The organism is Mesorhizobium sp. M2A.F.Ca.ET.067.02.1.1 (genome assembly GCF_004023285.1).
In the GTDB taxonomy this organism is placed as follows: domain Bacteria; phylum Pseudomonadota; class Alphaproteobacteria; order Rhizobiales; family Rhizobiaceae; genus Mesorhizobium.
Map to the genome: position 1 here is coordinate 1 of NZ_RZSB01001064.1, position 1,492 is coordinate 1,492.

Below are 1,492 nucleotides of genomic sequence, written 5' to 3' on the forward strand. Positions count from 1 at the left end.
CTGCTGGATAACCCAAAGGCGCTGGTCGAGCATCATGACGCAGTGACGCGCGAGGTCAGGTTCAACGCGCGCCTCCATGCTTTTGCCCGCTACTGGGGCTTCACGCCGCGGGCCTGCGCGCCGTATCGGGCAGGCACCAAGGGCAAGGACGAACGTCGGCTACGTCAAGAAGAACGCGATCGCCGGCCGCCGAGCCGCTATCGCGCCGCGGAGCGGCCGGAACCCGCCGATCTCGGCAAGGCTGCCCCGCGTCCCGCGCAGGGCCAGTGAAGAAGTGGCCCCGCTTGTCCGCATGCCAACCTTGCTCCCCTGGCAGGCTCCGGACCCTGAAGGGGCCAGCTTCCGCCGGTTCCTTTTGACCGCACCCGCAGGGAAGACCGGCAAAGGGCCGGAACGCCTGAAGGGCATCGCTAGAAAGGAAAGCTCAATGTCCAGTTCAACCCGCTCCACCAAGACCAAGACCCGCGTCGTTTAGCTCCGCAAGGGCACCACCCGGCTCCAGGGCGAGGCGCGCGCGGGGCGGATTCACTGGGCTGAGCTGCGAGGGAAGGTGCTCGCGTACCGCAATGACGCCCGAGATTGCACGGTAGGGTTGCAAACCGGGTGATCTGTGATAAGGAAATGTGAAGTCAGAAGAGGCCTATTGTAATGAAGCGCATGCAAGAAAAGGACATTCCCGCATTCGTGCAGGACGTGGTCGCAACGGGCTGCGATATCTGCGCTGTCGGTCCGAGTTGTTACTCCCTGGGCGATACCGATGTTCCGCGCGACAAGCGTAGGGGATTGTACAAGAAGCTCGGCGAAATCGATGCGCGCTACGGGAGCCGCGATCACCTGCGTTACCAGATTGCGGCGCACCTGGCCTCGATTGGCCGCTACATCGACGCGCCCCCAAAGGAGGAGGAGGCCTGGATCGATAATGAAACACCCGAGTTGGCCGAGGTCACGCCTTACGACGTGGCGCACGTTCAGACTTACGCCGTCCTGCTGATGTCGGAGGCGATGGGCCTCGACTGGCGCAAGGTGGCACGAGCCATCTTGAACATTGACGCAGAGCGCCAGCCGGAACGGGCACGTCGGGCTTGGACATCCCACCTGGCGCGGGCGCGGTGGCTAGCGACGAGCGGCTGCGGGCAGCTTCAGAGCGATCGGTTGCAATAGCCGCCGCCGTACGGGAAGCTCCCATGACCAAGCCAGCCGTTGCCAAAGGCGAGCATGGAACTTTTCGAGTGGCGGCGTGTCGAAAGAACTGCAAGCTTTTTTCATACGCTGATCGAGTACTAGATCGACACGTCCAGGACCGCTTGGCAACGTCAGGATGTAAGGTTCGTTACGCTGCTCAACGCCGTCCTTGTGATGGCGTTGAGCAGAAGGCGAGCTCCGGACCTTAGGCGTTAGCCTAGCGTTTCGCGGCTGGCTTCTTGATTGGAATTGTTTTTTCTTCCCATGCCAAGTTGCCGCCGATTAAACTCGGGGCAGCCGTCCTTTGCCC

1 protein-coding gene and 1 pseudogene are annotated in these 1,492 nt (G+C 62.2%); both read left to right on the forward strand.

Going from position 1 to position 1,492, the window contains the following annotated elements; translation table 11 throughout:
* Positions 1–193, forward strand: a pseudogene (locus EOA28_RS39290) (IS21 family transposase); the annotation flags it as partial.
* Positions 194–648: 455 nt separating this feature from the next.
* Positions 649–1,161: a hypothetical protein gene (locus EOA28_RS41225; protein ID WP_348633452.1), complete on the forward strand. Its 513-nt coding sequence runs from the start codon at positions 649–651 to the stop codon at positions 1,159–1,161.
* The last annotated feature ends 331 nt before the right edge of the window (positions 1,162–1,492 follow it).

Bases quoted from the DNA above. Each gene is read 5' to 3' on its own strand.
- EOA28_RS41225 (WP_348633452.1), top strand. From the start codon at position 649: ATGAAGCGCATGCAAGAAAAGGACATTCCCGCATTCGTGCAGGACGTG.